This window comes from Streptomyces sp. PKA51, assembly GCF_057552455.1.
In genome coordinates, this window is the sequence record NZ_BAAJPZ010000014.1 from 1 (window position 1) to 16,052 (window position 16,052).

Sequence of the window (16,052 nt, forward strand, 5' to 3'; positions counted from 1 at the left end):
CTTGACCTCTCCCCGGGGGGGGGGGGGGGGGGGGGGGGGGGGGGGGCGGGGGGGCGGGGGGGGGGGGGGGCGCGCGCGCCCCCTGCGCGGGGGGGGGGGGGGGGGGGGGGGCCCCCCCCCCCCCCCCCCCCCCCCCCCCCCGCCCCCTCCCCTTGATCACCCGCTACCGGAAAGCCTCCATGACTTCCACCGCCACCCGCGTCCTCGTCCTCAACTCCGGCTCGTCCTCGCTGAAGTACCAGCTGCTCGACATGGCCGACGGGGCCCGCCTGGCCGCCGGTCTCGTCGAGCGCATCGGCGAGGAGACCTCGCGGCTGGCGCACACCCCGCTGGCGACCGGCGGCGACAAGCGCGAGCGCGTCGCGCCCATCGCCGACCACGCCGCCGCCCTGGACGCCGTCGCCGAGGAGCTGGCCGCCGACGGCCTGGGCCTGGACTCCCCGGAGCTGGCCGCCATCGGTCACCGCGTGGTGCACGGCGGCAGCCTGTTCACCGAGCCGACCCTGATCACCGACGAGGTCGTCGCCGAGATCGAGCGCCTGATCCCGGTCGCCCCGCTGCACAACCCGGCCAACATCACCGGCATCCGCACCGCCCGCGACCTGCGCCCGGACCTGCCGCAGGTCGCCGTCTTCGACACCGCCTTCCACACGACGATGCCGGAGGCCGCCGCCCGCTACGCCCTGGACGTCGAGACCGCCGACGCCCACCGCGTACGCCGCTACGGCTTCCACGGCACCTCGCACGCGTACGTCTCGCGCAAGACCGCCGAGCTGCTGGGCAAGGCGCCCGAGGAGGTCAACGTCATCGTCCTGCACCTGGGCAACGGCGCCTCCGCCTCCGCCGTGCGCGGCGGCCGCTGCGTCGACACCTCCATGGGCCTGACGCCGCTGGAGGGCCTGGTCATGGGCACCCGTTCCGGTGACCTGGACCCGGCCGTGATCTTCCACCTGGCGCGCAACGCCGGCATGTCCATCGACGAGATCGACTCGCTCCTGAACAAGAAGAGCGGTCTGATCGGACTGTGCGGCGACAACGACATGCGCGAGATCCGCCGGCGCATCGACGAGGGCGACGAGCAGGCGCAGCTCGCCTTCGACATCTACGTGCACCGGCTGAAGAAGTACATCGGCGCCTACTACGCCGTCCTGGGCAGGGTCGACGCCGTGGCCTTCACCGCCGGCGTGGGCGAGAACGCGGCGCCCGTGCGCGAGGCCGCGGTGGCGGGCCTGGAGGAGCTGGGACTGGCCGTGGACGCGGGCCTGAACGGCATCCGCTCCGGCGAGGCGCGGCTGATCTCCCCCGAGTACGCGCGGGTCGCGGTGGCCGTCGTCCCCACGGACGAGGAGCTGGAGATCGCCGCTCAGACGTACGCGCTGGTCAGCGCCTAGGTGATGGGGAACGGCCGGATCCGATCTTGGTCGTTCCCACAGCTCGAATATTCCGCTCCGAAACAAACCGATAGGATCTGCCCCATGCGCCGTTCCAAAATCGTCTGCACCCTGGGCCCCGCCGTCGACTCCTACGACCAGCTGAAGACGCTGATCGAGGCCGGCATGAACGTGGCCCGCTTCAACATGAGCCACGGGTCCCACGCGGAGCACGAGGAGCGGTACCACCGCCTCCGCAAGGCCAGCGAGGAGACCGGGCGCGCGGTCGGCGTCCTCGCCGACCTCCAGGGCCCGAAGATCCGCCTGGAGACCTTCGCGGACGGTCCCGTCGAGCTCGTGCGCGGCGACGAGTTCGTCATCACCACCGAGGACGTCCCCGGTGACCGGACGATCTGCGGCACCACGTACAAGGGCCTGCCGGGCGACGTCGCCAAGGGCGACCAGGTCCTGATCAACGACGGCAACGTCGAGCTGCGCGTCACCGAGGTCGACGGCCCGCGGGTGAAGACGATCGTCATCGAGGGCGGCGTCATCTCCGACCACAAGGGCATCAACCTGCCCGGCGCGGCGGTGAACGTCCCGGCGCTGTCCGAGAAGGACGTCGAGGACCTGAAGTTCGCGCTCGCGATGGGCTGCGACATGGTCGCCCTGTCCTTCGTCCGCGACGCCAAGGACGTCCAGGACGTCCACCGCGTCATGGACGAGGTCGGCCGCCGCGTCCCGGTGATCGCCAAGGTCGAGAAGCCGCAGGCCGTCGAGAACATGGCCGAGGTCGTCATGGCCTTCGACGGCGTGATGGTGGCCCGCGGCGACCTCGCGGTGGAGTACCCGCTGGAGCGCGTCCCGCTGGTGCAGAAGCGCCTGATCGAGATGTGCCGCCGCAACGCCAAGCCGGTGATCGTCGCGACCCAGATGATGGAGTCGATGATCACCAACTCCCGGCCGACCCGCGCCGAGGCGTCCGACGTCGCCAACGCGATCCTGGACGGCGCGGACGCGGTCATGCTCTCGGCCGAGTCGTCGGTCGGCGCCTACCCGATCGAGACGGTCAAGACGATGTCGCGCATCGTCGAGGCCGCCGAGCAGGAGCTGCTCTCCAAGGGCCTGCAGCCGCTGGTGCCGGGCAAGAAGCCGCGCACCCAGGGCGGCTCGGTGGCCCGCGCCGCCTGCGAGATCGCCGACTTCCTCGGCGGCAAGGCGCTGGTGGCGTTCACCAAGTCCGGCGACACGGCCCGCCGGCTGTCCCGCTACCGCGCGGCCCAGCCGATCCTGGCCTTCACCACGGACGCCGCGACCCGCAACCAGCTCGCCCTGAGCTGGGGCGTCGAGACGTTCGTCGTCCCGCACGTGGACAACACCGACGCGATGGTCGACCTGGTCGACGCGGAGCTGCTGAAGCTGCACCGCTACAGCGAGGGCGACGTCATGATCATCACGGCGGGCTCCCCGCCCGGCGTCCCGGGCACCACCAACATGGTGCGCGTCCACCACCTCGGCGGCGAGACCCGCTGACGCGACGCTCGACAAGGCCGCCACCCCCGTCGGGGGTGGCGGCCTTCGTGCTGCTGCTACGGGTACGTGCCCGGCGTCAGGTACTGGTGCAGGTTGGGGATGTGCAGCGTCCCGCCGTACTGTCCCGACTGACGGATCTTCACGTTGGTGAAGAAGATCGGGATCGGCAGCTTCACCCCGGGGATCAGCGGCGGCGGGCTGGAGGGCGACTGCGTCGAGGGGATGAGCCCGAGCAGATTGCCCTTGAGCTCCTCCGTGTACATCGTGATCCGCCCGCTGCCGACCGTCGAGGTCGTCCCGATCCCGGCCACGTGGTACTGCATGCCCTGGTTGTTGACGATCTGGTGCAGGTCCTTGATGTCGAGCGAGTCCGCGGTGAACTTCAGGACGCTCTTCTTCTGCCCGTTCACCATGGTGATCTGCTTGACGCCCTCGTAGGTCAGCCCGTGGAGGGTGAGCGTGCTCGCCTCCAGGTACCAGGGCTGGTTGGGGAAGGCGCGGTGCTCGTTCTCGTCGACGACGGTGCCGGGCGGGCAGGGCGGCAGCGGCTTGCCGGGGTCGGCGGAGGCCGTGCCGGACGCCTGCGGCGAGGGTGTGCCGGACGCCTCCGGCGACGGCGCGGTCGCCCCGGGCGTGGCCGGCGCCTTGGGGCCGGTCCCGGCCCGGGACGTGGCCGACGGCGACGGTGCCGCCGGCGGCTTGGCCGCCGGTGCCGGCGCGGAGGGCACGGCCGGCGCGGCGGTCGGGGCCGTCGACGGCGCGGGCCTCGGCGGCTCGGTCGGCTGCGGCTCGGCCTTGCGGCCGCCCGACAGGATGCCGCCCAGGACGTCCCCCAGTCCCAGCGGGTCGAGAGGGTTCTTCGCCTTCGACGGCGTGGGCGTCGGGGTGGGTGTCGGCGTGGGTGTCGGAGTCGGCGTGGGGGCCGGCTTCGGCGCCGGTTGCGCGGCCGGCTTCGTCCGCGCACCGGCGCTCGGCGCCGGGCTCGGGCTCCGGTCCGCGCTCGTCCCCGGCGTACTGTCCGCCGTCCCGGCGGACGGCTCCGGGTCCGGATCCGGCGTGGCCTTCGGCGACTCCGCCGACTCCGTCGGCTCCGGCGCCTTGTCCGGCGCCGTGACGCAGCCCGCCTCGCCGAAAGGATTCGCCGGGGCGACGGGCTTCGCCTGCGCCAGGGTCGGCGTGAGCCCGATGCCCATCAGGACCGCGCTCGGCATCGCCGCGAGCGCGATGGCCTTGCCGGCCGGCATGTGCAGCCGGGCCAGCAGCGGCTTTCTCGGTGCCGCGTGCCGGGGCCCCGCCACGGGGCGCTCCTCGTCAGTCGCCACGCGGACCCCCGTCGGGCTGTGCCCCCGCCGCCGCCACGGGCTGCTGCTTCTTCGCCGGCACCCAGGACACGCCCAGCCCGCCGCCGATCAGGGCCAGCAGGAATCCCAGCAGGAACGCCCCGAAGTTGGAGACGACCAGGGAGACCAGGGCCAGCAGGATCGCGGCGACCCCGGCGAAGACGCGCGACTGCGGCTGGAACCACATGGTCAGCCCGAGCACGATCAGGAGCACGCCGATGATCAGCGAACCGGCGCCGGCGGTGGTGGCCAGCCGGATGTGCAGGTCGCCGAGCGTCATGGTCTGGTACGGGATGTACATGATCGGGACCCCGGCCAGGATGCACAAGAGCCCGCCCCAGAAGGGGCGGTGGCCCCGCCAGTCCCAGAACGAACGGCGGGTGCGGCCGAGAGAGACGATCAGCCGTGGTCGCGTGTCGGCGCTCATGGATACAGCTCCTAGGACTGGCGAATCGGTGGTGCGAGGGGGGTCGTGCCGGCCACGGGCACGGGAGCGCGCGCATCCGCCCACCCGTACCCGTCCGGTTCCGGCGCGCGTCAGCTCTTCGGGCAGGCCGTGTCGCCCATGCTGACGTTCATCTTCAGACCCGGCAGGGTGAAGGTGCCGGCGGAGGTCGCCCATGCCTTCTGGTCGACGTGGTTGAACTCCACCGACTTGGCCTGCTGGGCGAAGGAGCCGGGCACATAGGCGCCGCGGCCGTTCTCGCCCGGCTTGGCCGGGCCGGGACCCTTGGTGGTGGCGTCCACCGAGACGCCGATGTCGACCTCGTCGAACCGGGCGTCGGCCTGCAGATCGTTGGCGTCGATGAAGAGCTTGGTGGCCTTCACCTTGCCGCCGTCGTCCTTGGCGCCCGTGCCGGCCTTCAGCACCATGGACACGCTGCCGAACGGGGTGGGCACGGTGACCGCCTGGCACAGGCTGGTGATCTTGGCGGAGTCGAGCCCCACCACCGCCACCGCCTGCCGGCCCTTGCCGGTCTCGTCCATGGCTCCGTACTGGACGAATCCGGTGCCCTCCAGCCGCTCCGCGGTCACCTGGAACTGCTGGCCCGACACGCTGAACGACGCCGCCAGCGCGCCCTGCGCGATCGCCACGCCTATCGCGGCCGACGCCGCGACGCTGGGCACCATGACGACCGCGAACCGGCGCCATCTGGTCCCACCGCGAGTTAGGGACTTCACGACTTTCCTCCTTCTCGGACGTACACCCCGGGCCGGCCTCGAAAAGACCCGCACCCGGAAGTGGGAGAAGAGCTACGTCCTCGGGAAGAAGAGCGCCGTCGCACGATGCGGCGCCAACCGCGCCCGACACACACCGGCGTTCACCCCCGAGCGACAACCACGTTGGCCACGCCTTCGCGCAACCGCCGGGACAGGCCCTGCCGTTGCACGGCAGGGACCCCCCTGTCCCCATCGACCGCCGGGCACGTCCCGCCGGCCCGCCCGGTGGGGACCCATCCGCGGGGGATGGACCGGGCTGGGGCGATCGTGGTCCATTCGGGCCCGGGGCACAAGGGGTTGATTACTCGCGAGTAACGGACGGATAACCACCGGGAGACCGGCCGGCATCGACCGGAGGGCGGAGCGTCTCGGAGCGTGCACGCACATCGGGGGAGAAAAACAGAAGAACCCGGGCGAAAGCCCGGGTTCCTCCTACTCGCAGTAACAGACCGACCGTTTACCAAGTTTTGGCAAAGCGCGGCGACTGTGCCGCCTGGGGCACGCGGGGTGCCCCGCGGAACACCAGAACGAGGGGCATCAGAACAGCGCGCGCGAGAGCGCGGTGCGCGCCGCCGTCACCCGCGGGTCGTCCGGACCGATCACCTCGAACAGCTCCAGCAGCCGCACCCGGGCCGCCTCGCGGTCCTCGCCCGCCGTCCGCCGGATCGTGTCGATCAGCCGCCCGAAGGCGTCCTCGACGTGCCCGCCGACCAGGTCCAGGTCGGCCGCGGCGATCTGCGCCTGCACATCGCCCGGGGCGTCGGCCGCCGCCTTGCGCACCTGCTGGGCGTCCACGCCCTGCACGCGCTGCAGCAGCTGCGCCTGGGCCAGGCCCAGCTTCGCCTCCGCGTTGGCCGGGTCGTCGGAGAGCACGTTCTCGTACGCCCGCATCGCACCGCCCAGGTCACCCGCGTCCAGCGCCTCGTGGGCGGCGCTCAGGGCGGTGTCGTACGGGCCGGCGGGGGCCGCCGGTGCGGCGTACGCCTCGCCCTCGTCCGCCCCCGGGAGGCCGCCGACGATGCCGAAGCGCTCCTCGGCGATCTGGACCAGCTGGTCCAGCACCGGGCGGATCTGCGTGTCGGGAAGGGCGCCCTGGAAGAGCGGCAGGGCCTGGCCCGCCACCACCGCGAAGACCGCCGGGACGGACTGGATGCCGAACTGCTGCGCCAGCAGCTGGTTGGCCTCGACGTCGACCTTGGCCAGGACGAACCGGCCCGCGTACTCCGCGGCGAGCCGCTCCAGGACCGGCATCAGCTGCTTGCACGGCTGGCACCATTCGGCCCAGAACTGGATGACGACGGGCACCTCGGCGGAGCGCTGCAGGACCTCCTGCTCGAACCCGGCCTCGGTGGCGTCGAAGACGAGGGCGCCCGCACCGGCGGCCGGCGCACCGCCGCCCCGGCGCTCGGCCTCGGCACGCGCCTGCTCGGCCTTCTTCTTCGCCTCCCCGGCCGCCTTCACCGCGGCGAGGTCGACCACTCCACTCATGGACATGTTCCGTGGCTGCATGGCCCCATCCTCCCCCCTCGGCACGCTGAAGCGGAAAACGATGAATCAGAAAGAAGCGGAAAAACGCCGGGGGCTGGATTGACGCCGGGTCCCCACTCGGCGCCGTGGTTGTCGCTCCCTTACGCTACGAGCCGTAGCGTAACTGGACGGCCCCCGCCACGGACCCCCGCCGCCGGTGATCTGCCTCACACCTCGGGGGGCGAGGTCCGGACCAGAGGGGCTACCGGACGGTAAGGTCCCGTTCATGAGCTCAGCCCCCTCCCCCGCGCCGCGCCGCGCCGGCGGCCGCACGGGCCGGCCGCGCAGCACGGAGGCCGACCGCGCGATCCTCGGTGCGACGCGCGAGGCGCTGGTCGAGCTCGGCTGGGGAAAGCTGACCATGGGCGACGTCGCGGCCCGCGCCAAGGTCGCCAAGACCACCCTCTACCGCCGCTGGGCGGGCAAGAACGAGCTGGTCGTGGACGCGGTGGCGGCGCTGTTCGACGAGCACCTGGAGCTGCCCGACCGCGGCTGCCTGCTGGCCGACATCGAGGGCGTGGTGCTGCAGTTCGCGGCCCTGCTGGAGCGGCCGGAGACCAAGACGGCCCTGATGGCCGTGGTGGCCGAGTCCACGCGCGACGACGCGCTGCGCGAGCGCATCCGCTCCGCCATCGTCGACCGGCAGAAGGCGCTGGTGCTCCTCGGCCGCGAGCGCGCCCAGGCCCGCGGGGAGCTGCCCTTGGAGCCCGACCCGGCCGGGGCGGCCCGCACCGCCGACCTGATCTTCGACGTCATCGCGGGCGCCGTCGTCCACCGGACGCTCGTCAGTGCCGAACCCGTGGACGCCGCCTGGGCCCGCGGCTTCGCCGCCCTCCTGGTGGGCGGCCTCGCCGCGGCGGCCGGCGGCGCCTGATCCCGTACGCCCGCCGCGCCCCGCGGTTGGCCGGAAGTCGACGACGCCCCCTGCGCGCGGGGCGCGGCAGGGGGTGTCGGGCGGGAGTGTCGTCCGGGGGTGTCGCCGCCGCTCAGAAGCCGGCGGGCTCGGTGTAGGTGCCCCACTCCTCGCGCAGGACGCCGCAGATCTCGCCGAGCGTGGCCTCGGCCCGGACCGCCTCCAGCATCGGCTCGATCATGTTGGAGCCGTCGCGGGCGGCGGCGAGCATGGCCTCCAGGGCCGCGCGCACCCGGGCGTCGTCCCGGTGGGCCTTGCGGTCGGCCAGCACGCGCACCTGCTCGCGCTCGACCTCGTGGCTGACGCGCAGGATCTCCAGGTCGCCGGTGACCGATCCGTGGTGGCAGTTGACGCCGACGACGCGCTTGGCGCCCTTCTCCAGGGCCTGCTGGTAGCGGAAGGCGCTCTCGGCGATCTCACCGGTGAACCAGCCGTCCTCGATGCCGCGCAGGATGCCGGAGGTGATGGGGCCGATGGGGTGCCGGCCGTCGGGGTGGGCGCGCAGGCCGCGCTCCTTGATCTGGTCGAAGATCTTCTCGGCGTCGGCCTCGATGCGGTCGGTGAGCTGCTCGACGTACCAGGAGCCGCCCAGCGGATCGGCGACATTGGTGACGCCGGTCTCCTCCATCAGCACCTGCTGGGTGCGCAGGGCGATCTCGGCGGCCTGCTCGCTGGGCAGGGCCAGGGTCTCGTCGAGGGCGTTGGTGTGCAGCGAGTTGGTGCCGCCGAGCACCGCGGCGAGGGCCTCCACGGCGGTGCGCACCACGTTGTTGTACGGCTGCTGGGCGGTGAGGGAGACGCCGGCGGTCTGGGTGTGGAAGCGCAGCCACTGGGCCTTGTCCGTCTTCGCGCCGTACACCTCCTTCATCCAGCGCGCCCAGATGCGCCGGGCGGCGCGGAACTTGGCGATCTCCTCGAAGAAGTCGACGTGGGCGTCGAAGAAGAAGGACAGGCCGGGCGCGAAGGCGTCGACGTCCAGGCCGCGGGAGAGGCCCAGCTCGACGTAGCCGAAGCCGTCGGCGAGCGTGTACGCGAGCTCCTGCGCGGCCGTGGCCCCCGCCTCGCGGATGTGGTAGCCGGAGACGGACAGCGGCTTGTAGGCGGGGATGTGGCGCGTGCAGTGCTCCATCAGGTCGCCGATCAGGCGCAGGTGGGGCTCGGGCTGGAAGAGCCACTCCTTCTGCGCGATGTACTCCTTGAAGATGTCCGTCTGCAGCGTGCCGTTGAGGACGGAGGTGTCGACGCCCTGGCGCTCGGCGGCGACGAGGTACATGCAGAAGGCCGGGACGGCCGGGCCGCTGATCGTCATGGAGGTGGTGACGTCGCCGAGCGGGATGTCCTTGAAGAGGACCTCCATGTCGGCGGCGGAGTCGATCGCCACACCGCAGTGGCCGACCTCGCCGAGCGAGCGCGGGTCGTCGGAGTCGCGCCCCATGAGGGTGGGCATGTCGAAGGCCACGGACAGCCCGCCGCCGCCGTTGCCCAGGATCATCTTGTAGCGCTCGTTGGTCTGCTCGGCGTTGCCGAAACCGGCGAACTGCCGGATGGTCCAGGTGCGGCCGCGGTAGCCGGCCGCGTACAGGCCGCGGGTGAACGGGTACTCCCCGGGCCAGCCGATCCGCTCGAAGCCCTCGTAGGTGTCGCCGGGGCGCGGGCCGTAGACGGGCTCGACCTCGGCGCCGGAGAGGGTGGTGAAGTCCGCGTCGCGCGTGCGCGCGGCGTCGAACCGCGCCTGCCAGCGGCTGCGCCCGGCCTCGATGGCTGCTGCGTCCATGGTCGTGTCGTCCGCCTCTCGTGCCCTGCCCCAACCAGATTTACTAGGACGTCCTACTAAATTCTCGCGCACGAACGCCCCGGAGACAAGGGTCGTCGTCCGGGGCGTTGCGGGGCGGCGGGCGTCAGGCGCGGGCGGGGCCGGCGGCCTCCGCGGCCACCAGCGGCTCCAGGTCGCGCGTCGCCTTGCGCTCGACGAAGAACGCCGCCAGCGGGATCGTGCCGGCGACCAGCGTCCACACCAGCCGGCCGAACGACCACTTGGCCTTCGAGGCCATGTCGAAGGCGAAGACGAGGTAGACGACGAACAGCCAGCCGTGGGCGATGGCGATGACGCGGACCGGACCCGAGACGTCCATGTCCAGCCCGTATTTGGCGATCATGCCGATCGTCAGGAGGACCAGCAGCACACCGGTGACGTAGGCCATCACCCGGTAGCGGGTCAGCACGCTTTGTTTCATGCCCACGAGCGTAACGGTGCGATCCGGGGCGATCTTCGCCGCCCTACTCCTCCGGCTCGGTGAAATCCCCCGCGGCCACCCGCAGCGGCCGCAGCATCTCGAAGATCCGCCCGCACTCGTCCGCGTCGTACGCGCTCAGGCCGAAGTCCATCGCCATCAGGTCGCGCGTGGCCGACTCCACGACCTCGCGGCCCTTGTCCGTGATGCTGGCCAGCGTGCCGCGGCCGTCGTTGGGATTGGGGCGCTTGGCGACCAGCCCCTGCGCGACCAGCCGGTCGACGGTGTTGGTCACCGACGTGGGGTGCACCATCAGCCGCTCGCCGATCTTCGACATCGGCAGCTCGCCCGCCTTGGAGAACGTCAGCAGCACCAGCGCCTCGTAGCGCGCGAACGTCAGCCCGTACGGCTTGACCACCGCGTCCACCTGGCCCAGCAGGATCTGGTGGGCGCGCATGACCGAGGTGATCGCCCCCATGGACGGCACCGAACCCCACCGCTGCTTCCACAGCTCGTCGGCGCGGGCGATGGGATCGAAGGGGAGGCTGAGCGGCTTGGGCACGCTCCGAGCGTACCCGGCGGCCCCCCGGCGACCGGGGTCGTCTCGGAATTCGGGACTACTGCCCGCAGGCTTCCGCCGCCTCCCTGACGAGCACCACCGCCGCCTTCAGGCTCAGCCCCGGCTCCGCCTTGCGCAGCGCCCGCACGGCGTGCACCTCGTGCGTCCGCGGATCGACGCCCGCGGCGCCGAGGATGCCGCGCGTCCACTCCGCACGCACCTCCCGCTCCGGCCGCGCCGCATGCGCCGCCACGAGCGCAGCCGCCCGCTCCAGCCCCGGCCGCTCCTCGGGCCCCGCGGCGGCCAGCGCCGCGTCGATGGCCTCGGCGACGGCCTGCGAGTCGCGCAGGACGATGACGCCGGGGTCGAAGTTCTTCCGCCCGCTACCGAACACTGCCAGGACCGCCTCCCTGATCACCTGATCAGCGAGATCGTACGACCTCCCGCCCCACGCCCCACGCCGACGGTGCCGCATACGCGGCGTACCCGCCCGGCGTCCATCCCGCGGCCCGCCTCAGGCGCGGGCTTCCTCCCGTATCGGGCGCAGGCCCTGCCTGGGGGCCGTGGCGGGGAGGTGTGCGGCGGTGAAGGAGCCGCGGTAGCCGAAGAGGAAGCCGAAGCGGCGGTTGGTGACGCGGACCTCGATGCGGAAGCAGTCGGCCGCGTCGTCGTACGTCTCGCGCACGAGCGCATCGCCGGCGAGGAGGCCGGGGACGCGGGCGTCCAGCGGGCCCTCGCGGAAGCGGTGCTCGCCGGAGCGGATGATCAGGGCTCCCGTGGGGTCGGCGGAGAAGTGCAGGTCGGTGGCGAGGTGCTGGTGGGTGCCGAGGTAGTCGACGATGCAGTCGCGTCCGGGGCTGTGGATCATCGTCGCGTCGAAGCGCCGCGGCCCGTCGGGGAAGCGGAAGGTGCGTACGAAGGTGACCGTCTCGCGCCCGTAGGAGTCGCGGTAGGGGACGTTCTCGATGGTGAAGGGGATCTTCCGGCCGGCGCGCGGCAGGAGGATGTTGCGGCTCGCGCCCAGGGCGAGGAAGGGGCGCACCCAGCCGCGGCCGTGCAGGACCTCGTCCATCACGCCGTGTCCGACGCACGCCTCGCCGCTGTCGAGGCCGACCGAGAAGCGCTGCCGGATGCGGGGGTGGAGTCGCTCGAAGTCGGCGCCCATGGCGCGCTGGAAGATCGAGGTCATGAGCGGGCGCTCCTTCTTGAGCGGTCGATTTAATCAGTCGCTCAAATTCAAACGCCTATCGGGTGGTTGTGGCAGCAGGTGCTACGGGATCGTGGCAACGTACGACGGAATTCGGCCCGTTCCGGTCTCGGTCGGTGCGGTCCGAAACGGCGACATGCCGCCGCACGGCCGTGCACACTCGCCCCAACAACGTGAACGGGCAGGGGGCACCGTGGTGGAGGAGATGGCGGAGCTGGCCTCGGCGGGGGCCGGGGCGTTGGTGGCGGCCATGGCGACCGACGGATGGGAGGCCGTCCGGGCGCGGTTCGTGCGGCTGTTCCGGCGGGCGGATGCCGGGGAACGGGCGGCAGTCGAGGCGCAGTTGGCGTCCGGTGCGGAGCTGGTGGCCCGGGCGGAGGACAGCACGGCGGCGCGGCGGAGTCTGCTCGCGCTGTGGGAGTTCCAGCTGGCGTCGCTGGTGCGACGGGATCCCGAGGCGGTGGCGGAGTTGCGGGCGTGGGTGGCGGCGGAACGGGCCGCGCAGCCGCAGTGGACGGCGGTGCAGAACGTCGACGTGCGCGACAGCGGCCGGGCCAACGCCGTCGTCAACGGCAGCATCGTCATCCATGAAGCCGGGCCCGACAGGTCGTGATCGAGCAGAACATCACCGTCGCCGCCGGGTACGCCCACGGCGTGATCGGCGCGGACCTCCACGTCTTCGGCGACGGTCTGCCGGTGTACGTCCTGCACAACCACCGCCCCGCCCCGGAGGCCGACGGCGCGTGGCTGGCGGAGTTGCCGAGCCGGATGCTGGACGCCCGGTTCGCCGTGGTCGGCTTCACCGGCCGGCAGGGCGAGTTGGAGGAGTTGCGCACGTGGCGGGAGAGCCGGCCGCGGCTGGCCGTGCGGTGGCTGCACGCTCCGGGCGGGCAGGGCAAGACGCGTCTGGCGCACCGTTTCGCCGATGCGTCGCTCGCGGCGGGCTGGAAGGCGGTGACGGCCACGCACGGGCCGGGTTCGGTGCTGGTGCCCGGCCGGAGCGAGGACCTGCGGCCGGACGGGTTCGCCGGGGTGCTGCTGGTCGTCGACTACGCCGACCGCTGGCCGCAGTCGCATCTGACGTGGCTGCTGAGCAATGCGCTGCTGCACCACCCGGACGTACCGGCCAGGGTGCTCCTGCTGGCCCGTACGCTCGATCCCTGGCCGCCGCTGCGCGCCGCGCTGGCCGGGCACCAGCCGCACCTGTCGAGCCGGGCGCTGGCGCCGCTGGCGGAGGGGTCGGGGCAGCGCGGGGAGATGTTCGCGGTGGCGCGGGCGGGCTTCGCCGCCCGGTACGGCCTCGCGGATCCGGGGGCGGCCGCGCCGCCGCCGGGGCCGCTGGAGGACGAGGAGTACGGGCTGACGCTGGCGGTGCACATGGCCGCCCTCGTCGCCGTCGACGCGCACCGCGCAGGGCGCCGTCCGCCGCGGGACGTGGCGGGCCTGACCGGCTACCTCCTGGACCGGGAGCAGCTGCACTGGGCCCGGTTGCACGGGGACGGCACGCACGAGCTCGGCCCGGGCGCTCGGGCCTTCCGCACCCCGCCGGCGGTGATGCACCGGGCGGTGTTCACCGCCGCCCTGACCGGCGCGGTGAGCCGCCCGACCGGTACCGCCGTGCTGGCGGCGCAGGGCCTGGACCGGCCACCGCCGGAGCGGATCCTCACCGATCACGCGATCTGCTACCCACCGGCCGATCCGGCCCGCGACACCGTCCTGGAACCCCTCGCCCCGGACCGGCTCGCCGAGGACTTCCTCGCGCTGGCCTTCCCCGGCCACACCGCCGATCACCCGGCCCAGGCGTGGGCCCCGGCGACGGCCTCGCAGCTGCTCGGCACCGAAGGCGCCGGCCGGGACGGCCCGCCGCCGGTGTGGGTGCCGCGCGCCGTCGGCTTCCTGACCGCGGCGGCCCGGCGCTGGCCGCACCTGGGCCCCGGCCACCTGTTCCCGGCGCTCCTCAAGGCCCCGGAGCTGGCGGTGGCCGCGGGCAGTTCCGCCCTGAGCGACCTGGCGGCCGTACCCGATGCGGGCATCGACGTGCTGGAGGCCGTCGCCTCGCGCTTCCCGGAGCTCGACGTCGCCGACCTGGCGCCGGGCATCGCCGCGGTGACCCGGCGCCTGACCGCCTGCCGGCTGGAGCGCACGCAGGACCCGCTCGCCCGGGCGCTGCTGTGGTTCGGCCTGGGCGGGCGCCTGCTGGCGGCCGGCCTGTACCAGGAGGCGGTGCAGGCCAACGAGGAGGCCGTGCGCCTGTACCGGGACCTGGCCGCGGCCCGCCCCCTGCCGCCGATGCCCCCGCGGGGGCGGAAGGGGGCGGGCCTTCTCCTGCGGCGGGAGCGCCTGCGGCAGGGCATCGAGGACCTCCAGCAGCACAAGGACGCGGCGTTCGTCGTCGTGTGGCTCTCCTTCTCGCTGGTGAACCTCGGCTTGTCCCTGGCCGGGCTCGGGCGCGGCGAGGAGGCGCTGGCGGCGGCGCAGGAGGCCGTGGGGCTCGTCCGTACGGCCCAGCGGGACAGCCTGTTCGCCTCGGGTGCCGCGGCGCCCCTCGCGGGGGCGCTGGCCGGCCTCACCAACGCGCTGCTGCGCCTGGGACGGCACCAGGAGGCGCTGCAGCCGTCGCGGGAGGCCGTAGGGCTCTACCGCGCGCTGGCCCGCGCCGATCCCCGGATCAACGGCCACCGGCTGGCCGCCGCGCTCAGCGAGCACGGCATCCTGCTGGGCCGCCTCTTCCGGCACAAGGAGGCGCTGCGCGTCACGGAGGAGGCGGTACGCCTGCTGCGCGGGCTCTCCCGCAAGGATCCGGCGCGCCACCGGCCTTTCCTGGCCCTGCAGTTGAACAACCTGGGCCGCCGCCGGGCCGCCGCCGGGGACTTCACGGGCGCGGCGCGCGCGAGCAAGGAGGCCGTGGCCCTGCTGCGGCAGCCGGCGCAGGGCAACCCCGCGTACTTCCGGCCCGAACTGGCCCGGGCCCTGAGCAACCTGAACGTGCACCTGGCAGGGGACGCACGCGGCGGCCTGCGGGCGGCGGAGGAGGCGGTACGCCTGTGGCGCGAGCTGGCCCGTGAGAGCCCCGTGCACCGGGCCGACCTGGGCGCCGCGCTCGGCACGTACGGCAGCCGGCTGAACGAGCTGGGGCGGCACCGCGAGGCACTGGCCGCCGGGGAGGAGGCCGTCGGCCTGCTCCGCGAGGCCGCCACGGCGGATCCGGCTGTCGCAGGGGTCGAACTCGCCCTGGCGCTGGGCCTGCTGGCCGAGACGAAGGCGGGAGCGGCCGGGGATGTGGCGGGCGCCCTGGCGGCCCTGGAGGAGGCGGAGGCACTCGCCCGGCGGGCGGCCGCCGGCAACCCGGCCCGGGGCGGCGCCCTGCTCGAACAGATCCGGCAGCTGCGGGCGTGGGTGGTCCGGCCGGATCAGGCCGGTCGCTGACGCGCGAGCCCCGTCAGCGGGCCGTGGACGGGGCACGACGGGGTGTGCGGCGGGCGCCGGTAGGCGTCCTTGGCGAGCATCTTCACCTCCCAGGGGACGCCGGAGGCGTCCCGCCGGAGCACCACGTGCCGGTTGCTGCCGGCCCGCAGATGGGCGCGGTACGCGGCGACCGCCGGGGTGTCGTCGCCCAGGATGCGGCACAGCTGGTCCTCGACGAAGCACAGCGGACAGCCGATGCCGGTGAGAGTGACGGCCCACTGCCGGAACTGCGGCTGCGCGACGATCAAGAAGAGCGACCCGGTGAAGGCGACGTACAGCCCGATCCACTGGGGACCCTCGTGCCGGGCGGCCCGCTGAAGGGTGTGGCTCAGCTGCAGCGGGTCGGCGGGGCGGGCCCGGCGCACACGGGCGAACGGCGCGAGGAGCGCCCATGCAGCGCTGAGGCCCAGGTCGGCGTACAGCGCCGGGACGAACCAGCCGGGGCCCCGGCTGTGGGCCGTCCACAGGCACAGTCCCACCATGGCCGCCAGGAAGGCGGCCTTCGGCAGGCGGTGCGGCGGGGTGAAGGCGGAACGGAAGGCCCTCGGCAGGGCGAGGAGCACGATCACGGCGGCGCCGGCCGACACCGCGCGTACGACGACCTCTGCGTCCATCCCCGGCCTCCCCCGCCGGCGGCGCGCCGCGCCGCCCCGGGAGCCAGAGTCCCACCGCCCCCGGCCGGAACA

Annotated in this window: 15 protein-coding genes; 5 read left to right on the top strand and 10 right to left on the bottom strand. The window is 73.4% G+C overall.

Going from position 1 to position 16,052, the window contains the following annotated elements:
- Positions 1-179 precede the first annotated feature (179 nt).
- On the top strand, positions 180-1,391 hold the full coding sequence (locus AC27L3_RS20525; RefSeq protein ID WP_487235514.1) for an acetate kinase: 1,212 nt from the start codon (positions 180-182) through the stop codon (positions 1,389-1,391).
- Positions 1,392-1,475: 84 nt separating this feature from the next.
- Positions 1,476-2,903 carry a pyruvate kinase gene (gene pyk, locus AC27L3_RS20530; protein WP_487235515.1) on the top strand — a complete coding sequence of 476 codons (1,428 nt, stop codon included), beginning with the start codon at positions 1,476-1,478 and terminating at the stop codon, positions 2,901-2,903.
- Between the two features lie 56 nt (positions 2,904-2,959).
- Here pyk and AC27L3_RS20535 read toward each other — a convergent pair whose 3' ends face one another.
- The 4 genes from AC27L3_RS20535 to AC27L3_RS20550 all read right to left on the bottom strand — a co-directional run bounded on the left by AC27L3_RS20535 (position 2,960) and on the right by AC27L3_RS20550 (position 6,973).
- The gene (locus AC27L3_RS20535) at positions 2,960-4,225 is read right to left on the bottom strand and encodes a hypothetical protein (RefSeq protein WP_487235516.1); all 1,266 of its coding nucleotides are present in this window, start codon (positions 4,223-4,225) and stop codon (positions 2,960-2,962) included.
- Complete coding sequence (locus AC27L3_RS20540; RefSeq protein ID WP_487235517.1) at positions 4,215-4,670, bottom strand: DUF6114 domain-containing protein; 456 nt, start codon at positions 4,668-4,670, stop codon at positions 4,215-4,217. Before AC27L3_RS20540 ends, AC27L3_RS20535 begins: the two co-directional genes overlap by 11 nt.
- Positions 4,671-4,780: 110 nt before the next feature.
- On the bottom strand, positions 4,781-5,425 hold the full coding sequence (locus AC27L3_RS20545) for a DUF6230 family protein (RefSeq protein WP_487235518.1): 645 nt from the start codon (positions 5,423-5,425) through the stop codon (positions 4,781-4,783).
- A 576-nt stretch (positions 5,426-6,001) separates the two neighbouring features.
- Complete coding sequence (locus tag AC27L3_RS20550) at positions 6,002-6,973, bottom strand: tetratricopeptide repeat protein (RefSeq protein WP_487235519.1); 972 nt, start codon at positions 6,971-6,973, stop codon at positions 6,002-6,004.
- A gap of 244 nt (positions 6,974-7,217) precedes the next feature.
- Here AC27L3_RS20550 and AC27L3_RS20555 point away from each other — a divergent pair, with 244 nt between their 5' ends.
- Positions 7,218-7,865: a TetR/AcrR family transcriptional regulator gene (locus tag AC27L3_RS20555; protein WP_365969754.1), complete on the top strand. Its 648-nt coding sequence runs from the start codon at positions 7,218-7,220 to the stop codon at positions 7,863-7,865.
- A 112-nt stretch (positions 7,866-7,977) separates the two neighbouring features.
- On the opposite strand, the gene icmA is transcribed toward AC27L3_RS20555, so the two are convergent.
- The 5 genes from icmA to AC27L3_RS20580 form a co-directional block, all read right to left on the bottom strand.
- Positions 7,978-9,678 carry a coenzyme B12-dependent isobutyryl-CoA mutase large subunit gene (gene icmA, locus AC27L3_RS20560; RefSeq protein ID WP_487235520.1) on the bottom strand — a complete coding sequence of 567 codons (1,701 nt, stop codon included), beginning with the start codon at positions 9,676-9,678 and terminating at the stop codon, positions 7,978-7,980.
- Between the two features lie 124 nt (positions 9,679-9,802).
- Positions 9,803-10,138, bottom strand: coding sequence for a DUF3817 domain-containing protein (locus tag AC27L3_RS20565; RefSeq protein ID WP_487235521.1), 336 nt, complete (start codon positions 10,136-10,138; stop codon positions 9,803-9,805).
- A 43-nt stretch (positions 10,139-10,181) separates the two neighbouring features.
- Positions 10,182-10,697 carry a MarR family winged helix-turn-helix transcriptional regulator gene (locus AC27L3_RS20570; protein ID WP_487235522.1) on the bottom strand — a complete coding sequence of 172 codons (516 nt, stop codon included), beginning with the start codon at positions 10,695-10,697 and terminating at the stop codon, positions 10,182-10,184.
- A 55-nt stretch (positions 10,698-10,752) separates the two neighbouring features.
- Positions 10,753-11,088 (bottom strand): hypothetical protein, encoded by a 336-nt coding sequence (locus tag AC27L3_RS20575; protein WP_487235523.1) that lies wholly within the window; start codon positions 11,086-11,088, stop codon positions 10,753-10,755.
- Positions 11,089-11,208: 120 nt separating this feature from the next.
- A complete protein-coding gene (locus tag AC27L3_RS20580; RefSeq protein WP_487235524.1) occupies positions 11,209-11,883 on the bottom strand; it encodes a DUF4166 domain-containing protein in 675 nt (224 codons plus the stop codon).
- A 211-nt stretch (positions 11,884-12,094) separates the two neighbouring features.
- On the opposite strand from AC27L3_RS20580, the gene AC27L3_RS20585 reads away from it, so the two are divergent.
- Complete coding sequence (locus tag AC27L3_RS20585; RefSeq protein WP_487235525.1) at positions 12,095-12,514, top strand: hypothetical protein; 420 nt, start codon at positions 12,095-12,097, stop codon at positions 12,512-12,514.
- On the top strand, positions 12,511-15,327 hold the full coding sequence (locus AC27L3_RS20590; protein WP_487235526.1) for a hypothetical protein: 2,817 nt from the start codon (positions 12,511-12,513) through the stop codon (positions 15,325-15,327). The genes AC27L3_RS20585 and AC27L3_RS20590 overlap by 4 nt, the downstream gene beginning before the upstream one ends.
- Here AC27L3_RS20590 and AC27L3_RS20595 read toward each other — a convergent pair.
- Entirely contained in the window at positions 15,312-15,980 is a 669-nt protein-coding gene (locus AC27L3_RS20595; RefSeq protein WP_487235527.1) for a hypothetical protein, read from the bottom strand. The two genes, AC27L3_RS20590 and AC27L3_RS20595, sit on opposite strands and share 16 nt — an antisense overlap.
- Positions 15,981-16,052 lie beyond the last annotated feature (72 nt).

Coding starts and splice junctions, on each gene's coding strand:
- pyk (WP_487235515.1), top strand. CDS start 1,476: ATGCGCCGTTCCAAAATCGTCTGCACCCTGGGCCCCGCCGTCGACTCC.
- AC27L3_RS20580 (WP_487235524.1), bottom strand. CDS start 11,883: ATGACCTCGATCTTCCAGCGCGCCATGGGCGCCGACTTCGAGCGACTC.
- AC27L3_RS20540 (WP_487235517.1), bottom strand. CDS start 4,670: ATGAGCGCCGACACGCGACCACGGCTGATCGTCTCTCTCGGCCGCACC.
- AC27L3_RS20550 (WP_487235519.1), bottom strand. CDS start 6,973: ATGCAGCCACGGAACATGTCCATGAGTGGAGTGGTCGACCTCGCCGCG.
- AC27L3_RS20555 (WP_365969754.1), top strand. CDS start 7,218: ATGAGCTCAGCCCCCTCCCCCGCGCCGCGCCGCGCCGGCGGCCGCACG.
- AC27L3_RS20595 (WP_487235527.1), bottom strand. CDS start 15,980: ATGGACGCAGAGGTCGTCGTACGCGCGGTGTCGGCCGGCGCCGCCGTG.
- icmA (WP_487235520.1), bottom strand. CDS start 9,678: ATGGACGCAGCAGCCATCGAGGCCGGGCGCAGCCGCTGGCAGGCGCGG.
- AC27L3_RS20525 (WP_487235514.1), top strand. CDS start 180: ATGACTTCCACCGCCACCCGCGTCCTCGTCCTCAACTCCGGCTCGTCC.
- AC27L3_RS20565 (WP_487235521.1), bottom strand. CDS start 10,138: ATGAAACAAAGCGTGCTGACCCGCTACCGGGTGATGGCCTACGTCACC.